The following is a 4,739-nucleotide window of genomic DNA, read 5'->3' as shown; positions in this document are numbered from 1 at the left end:
TGCCAGCCTTGGTATCGAGCAAAGCCTGTTTCTAAAAACTGCTTCTGAAAATCCCAAAGAGGATGAGTGGGTGCACCCTGAAGCTTCATGGAAAAAGCACCGTTCCCAAAAGCAGTGCTGATGCCAGGAGACGTAGACTGCAAAGGGCTCGCCCAGGCTTGGTTCATAGGGCCAGGCCGGCCAAGAAAAGGCGTGAGCATGCCCAAATGGGATGGAATGGTGACCATGAAGCTTTATCGGAACTTGTTGGAAAAAGTTGTCTTGTTTTCTTTTGGAATTGTCAGAACATCTGGATTCCTGACAGAGTCGTTCGGGAATGACAAACAAAAACCATTGTCCACACACTCTAGAAACTTTCCCAGCGCTGTGGTGATTTATGTGGCTCAGATTCAGCTTCATCTGATGCTTCTAGCTCTGGTTTCGAAATAACTTTTTTCTTTGTATTCTTTTTCATTTCATCTTTTGGCTGTGGCGAAGCAGGCAAAACTTCCTTTGGCTTTCCTACTTCATGCAATGGCACTGCATCAGCGGGTACTTGCACTGGTTCTTCCCAGCCTTCAGGCAGATCACTCTTGGGAGCAAGATACGTTTTTGTCTCTCTTTGTGGAAGCTCCTTCACCTCTGATGCAGACGGCGCAAGCGTTTCCTCTTGTGGGACAGAAAGTGGACGCTCAGTTTCATCAAGCGAAGGAACCGTAATCACTGGCTGCTTTGCTGCTTCAGGTGCGGGAAGCGATTGTGGAGCTAAAGGTGATGGAGTTGGCTCTGGAGGTGGAGCTGGAATTTTTTCAGGTGGAATATTTTCTGTATTGGGTTCAAGCGTAAGTGTTTTCTCTTCTTTTTGTGGAGGAATATTTTCGAGTGGAACATTTTTCTTCTTCTTTTGCACCTCTTCAAGCGGGATATAACCAGCAGGAATATCTTTTGGTTCTTCCCAACCTTCGGGAAGGTCGCTTTTATACTGAGCTAGCGCTGGAAATGAAATGACTATTGCTAAAAGAAATAGAATTATTTTTTTCATAATCGCCTCACTTTTTAATTACTGATTTCGAAACTGCACCAATGCTTTTATCTCGCACATTTCTCGCATCGCAAAATGCGGGCCTTCACGGCCAATGCCAGAATCTTTTACTCCGCCATATGGAGCTGCATCATCGCGAAATGAACTGGAGTCGTTTACTATCACTTGTCCATACTCTAAAGTAGAAAAGGCTAACTCTTTTCTTTTTTCGTCCTCCGTCCAAACCGCAGCAGACAAGCCATAGCGGGAAGCATTCAGAAGATCAAAAGCTTTTTCCACCTTTGAAAACGAACTTACATGCACAACAGGTCCAAAGACTTCTTCTTGAAATAATTTCGCGTGATGCGGAACATTTTTCAAAATGGTAGGCCATAAAAGATTTCCTTCGCGCTTGCCTCGCAACACTGCAGACGCGCCAGCTTGAAGCGCTTCTTCAATCCATGATTCCACTTTGCTTGCAGCTTTTTCGTGAATCATTGTTCCAATGTGAATTGTAGGCTCAAGCGGATCTCCAACCATAAGCTTGTTTGTTTCTTCCACAAACAGAGTCAGAAAAGTTTCGTAAATGGAATCTTGCACAAGAATATGCTGCGTGGAAATACAGCTCTGGCCTGCGTTTCCAAATGCTCCCATCGCCAACACTTTTGCTGCACGATGCACGTTTGCATCGTCGCACAAAATCACTCCCGCATTTCCGCCAAGTTCCAAGGTTACTTTTTTCTTTCCGGCCAAGGTTTTTAATTTCCATCCCACCTCAGCGCTTCCCGTAAACGAAAGTTTTTTGATGCGATCATCTTTCACCAAGGTTTCCGATTGCTCATGCTTGCAGGTTAAAACAGACAAAGCCTTTTTTGGCCATGCCGTTTTGCCAATATCACGCGCCAACATCATTGCCGGGCCAGGCGTATCAAGCGCGGCTTTAATAATGATGGGATTTCCCACAGCCAAAGCTGGCGCAAGTTTGTGCATCACAAGATTCAGTGGAAAATTAAATGGTGTAATTCCCAAAACCGGACCAATGGGAAAATAGCCATAGACAACACTATGCGAAGTATTCTTCGGCTGAATTTTAATTCTTTCAGAAAACGTGTTGAGCTCTTCGCTGCAGAGTTCAAGGGTTGCAAGTGCTCGCTTCACTTCACCAAGTGCACTTTGATAAGCCTTTCCACTTTCAAGGCTTATGCATTCAGCGTATTCTTTTTCTTGATGTGAAATAAGCGTGTGCAGATCGTGAAGAATATCCTTTCGTTCTCCAACACTTAACTTTTTGGTTTCGGAAAAACTTGCTTCAGCTGCGGCAAGACTTCGCTCAACCTGCTCAGCACTTGCGAGTGGAATACGCTCAATTTCCTTTTGCGTATAGGAATTTACAAGGGGATGATCATTCGAAGCCTCTTCCCAGTTTCCGGCAATGTAGAGATGCTTTTTCATATTTCCTTCTTTCTCATATTGAGAGGTCTGTTGAGTTTAGAACGTCAAAATTAAATCCGATTGTCAATTCTCAAGATTATAATGGACTGAAACGCCCTTTTTAAAAATCTTGCATTGGCACGGGAGTTGCTCTTTTCTTCTTCGGGGGCAACATGAAAACTGGAACAAAATATTTTGCATTCGCATTTTCCGTTCTCTTCTTGAGCACACAGGCATTTGCGCACGACTATGCTTCTTCTTCCACCTTGGCAAGCAACCAGTCTCAGTATGGCTCATATCAAATTGGCATTGATATCAACAGCAATGAAATTCCTGCTGTTTGTTTTGTGCAAGCGAGTCAAGACACTCCAACGTTGGTGAATCAAAATCCAGCTGTAACTCGTGCGCTAAAATTTTCCATCTACAATGCTTCAACTCAAAGCTGGGATACCTCCACCATTGATGACACCATCACTTCAAACGAATATTGTGATCTCAAATTTGATGCATCAAATATTCCGCATGTGATTTATTCCATTCACAGTTCCAAAAAATTAAAACATGCTGTGCTGAATGACAATGTGTGGAGAATAGAAGATATCGCTTCTCTTACTTTTGATTCAAGTTTGGGCGCAGCGTTTGTTGACCGTCATCTTTCCTTTGAAATTTCTGCTCAAGGTTTGTTGGGTGTGGCCTTCTATGATGCTGCAAATTCCGATTTAAAATTTGCTTCCCTTGTAGAAGATACGTGGGTTGTTGAAAATGTAACAACAAGTGAAAGCGTTGGGCAATTTCCTTCACTCGATTTTGACTCAAGTGGAAATCCTGGCATTGCGTTTATGAAAAAAAATGACGCAACTCAAACTGATGTGCTGTATTCAAAAAAATCAAGTGGAACATGGAGTGACCCTGAAACCGTTGATGACTCTGATTTATCGGGCCGATATACAAATTTAAAATTTGATTCCAACAACAATCCACAAATTTCCTATCGCACTCAAGTTTCTGGCGGAACAATTCAAGTTCGTCATCGTTACAAATCTGGCGGAACGTGGAGTGATGCCAACACCATTGGCTGGCAGGAAGATAAGCTAGACAACGGCTTACTTTTAGATATGGAAAATGATGCCAGCAACAATCTCTTTTTTCTCTACTACTGGAAACAATCCACCATATTTGGTGCAAGCGGTTCTCTTGAAATGGATTCGTTTCTTTTTCCGCTTTCTAGTGCTTCGCCTATCACCACAACTGATACCGTTGCCACCAAATCTGATCTGGTGAGCTTCATTTCTTCTGACATGGCATTAAGTTCCAATCACACTTTGTACACCGCGTGGGTGCAATATGATTCAACAGAAACAAATGTGTTACAAGCAGCTGGACTTGGCCAAGAAGAGATTCTTTCAAGTCGCTATATTTACACCGTAAACGTGAGAAAACTTGATAAGTGGCAATCACAAATTGTTTTGCTGACTCCGAACGACACAAACAGAAATGATATCGCCGAACCCGTAAACAGCTTCACCCTCGAATGGGTCGATTTTGATCCAGACTCTGATGCGCAAATTCAGTTTTCGTATCAAGATGACAGATGGGCTTCAGAGCGCACTGCCATTGGAGATGCGGTGAGTGAGAACGCAGCCAACTCACTTGAAATAAGCTTAACTGATATTCCAACGGGAAAAACAATTCATGCACGCATTAGCGACACCAACAGTTCTGGCGATAGCTGGTATACAGACAGCACTTCAACAGCAAGCCTTGTGACACCTGGAGTTGTGAGTGAGGAAGTTGTTGATGACGAGGAAGAAGAAGTTGAAGCGGAAGCCGAAGAGGAAGAAATTGAGCCTGAAGCCGAAGAACCCGCTGAAGCAGAAGCTGAACAACAAGCTGAAGCTCAAAAACAAGACAGCGGAGATTCAAGCACTTCAAACACAAGCGGCCAAAGCTCTACAACTCAAGCTGCAAGCGGTGCAGCTGGCGGTGGATGTTCTTTGATTGTGCAGGAAAAATTCAGATCTCGCTCTTTGCCAACGCAGTTTTGAGAAAAACAATTCCTTCATCATGCCTTTCTACAACATCGGAAACTTTATCTAGTTTCCCACCAACTTCTCGAATCTCTCCTGAAAGTTTGATCTCAACACTCTTGATATCCCCGGTAAGTTTTGTTTCAACTCGCTGGATTTCTTTTGTGAGTTTTTCATCAACTACTTGAATATCTTTTGAGAGTTTCGTTTCAACTCGTTGAATTTCGTTTGTAAGTTTTTCGTCAACTGCTTGAATATCTTTTGAGAGTTTCGTTTCAACT

5 protein-coding genes are annotated in these 4,739 nt (G+C 43.2%); 1 reads left to right on the top strand and 4 read right to left on the bottom strand.

The features are described from left to right. The 3 genes from COV43_06385 to COV43_06375 all read right to left on the bottom strand — a co-directional run. A partial coding sequence (locus tag COV43_06385) for a hypothetical protein (GenBank protein PIR25213.1) occupies positions 1–227 on the bottom strand: 227 nt, incomplete at its 3' end. A gap of 119 nt (positions 228–346) precedes the next feature. Then, the gene (locus COV43_06380; protein ID PIR25212.1) at positions 347–1,021 is read right to left on the bottom strand and encodes a hypothetical protein; all 675 of its coding nucleotides are present in this window, start codon (positions 1,019–1,021) and stop codon (positions 347–349) included. An 18-nt stretch (positions 1,022–1,039) separates the two neighbouring features. Further along, positions 1,040–2,452 carry an aldehyde dehydrogenase gene (locus COV43_06375; GenBank protein PIR25211.1) on the bottom strand — a complete coding sequence of 471 codons (1,413 nt, stop codon included), beginning with the start codon at positions 2,450–2,452 and terminating at the stop codon, positions 1,040–1,042. Positions 2,453–2,604: 152 nt separating this feature from the next. Here COV43_06375 and COV43_06370 point away from each other — a divergent pair, with 152 nt between their 5' ends. Then, positions 2,605–4,476, top strand: coding sequence for a hypothetical protein (locus tag COV43_06370; protein PIR25210.1), 1,872 nt, complete (start codon positions 2,605–2,607; stop codon positions 4,474–4,476). Here COV43_06370 and COV43_06365 read toward each other — a convergent pair. Next, on the bottom strand, positions 4,445–4,739 hold a 295-nt coding region (locus tag COV43_06365), incomplete at its 5' end, for a hypothetical protein (protein PIR25209.1). The genes COV43_06370 and COV43_06365 overlap by 32 nt on opposite strands.

The organism is Deltaproteobacteria bacterium CG11_big_fil_rev_8_21_14_0_20_42_23, from assembly GCA_002796345.1.
GTDB lineage: Bacteria > UBA10199 > UBA10199 > 2-02-FULL-44-16 > 2-02-FULL-44-16 > 1-14-0-20-42-23.
The sequence above is the reverse complement of the archived record's forward strand: the minus strand, read 5'-3'. Positions and strand labels throughout refer to the sequence as shown.

Bases quoted from the DNA above. Each gene is read 5' to 3' on its own strand.
- COV43_06375 (PIR25211.1), bottom strand. From the start codon at position 2,452: ATGAAAAAGCATCTCTACATTGCCGGAAACTGGGAAGAGGCTTCGAAT.
- COV43_06370 (PIR25210.1), top strand. From the start codon at position 2,605: ATGAAAACTGGAACAAAATATTTTGCATTCGCATTTTCCGTTCTCTTC.
- COV43_06380 (PIR25212.1), bottom strand. From the start codon at position 1,021: ATGAAAAAAATAATTCTATTTCTTTTAGCAATAGTCATTTCATTTCCA.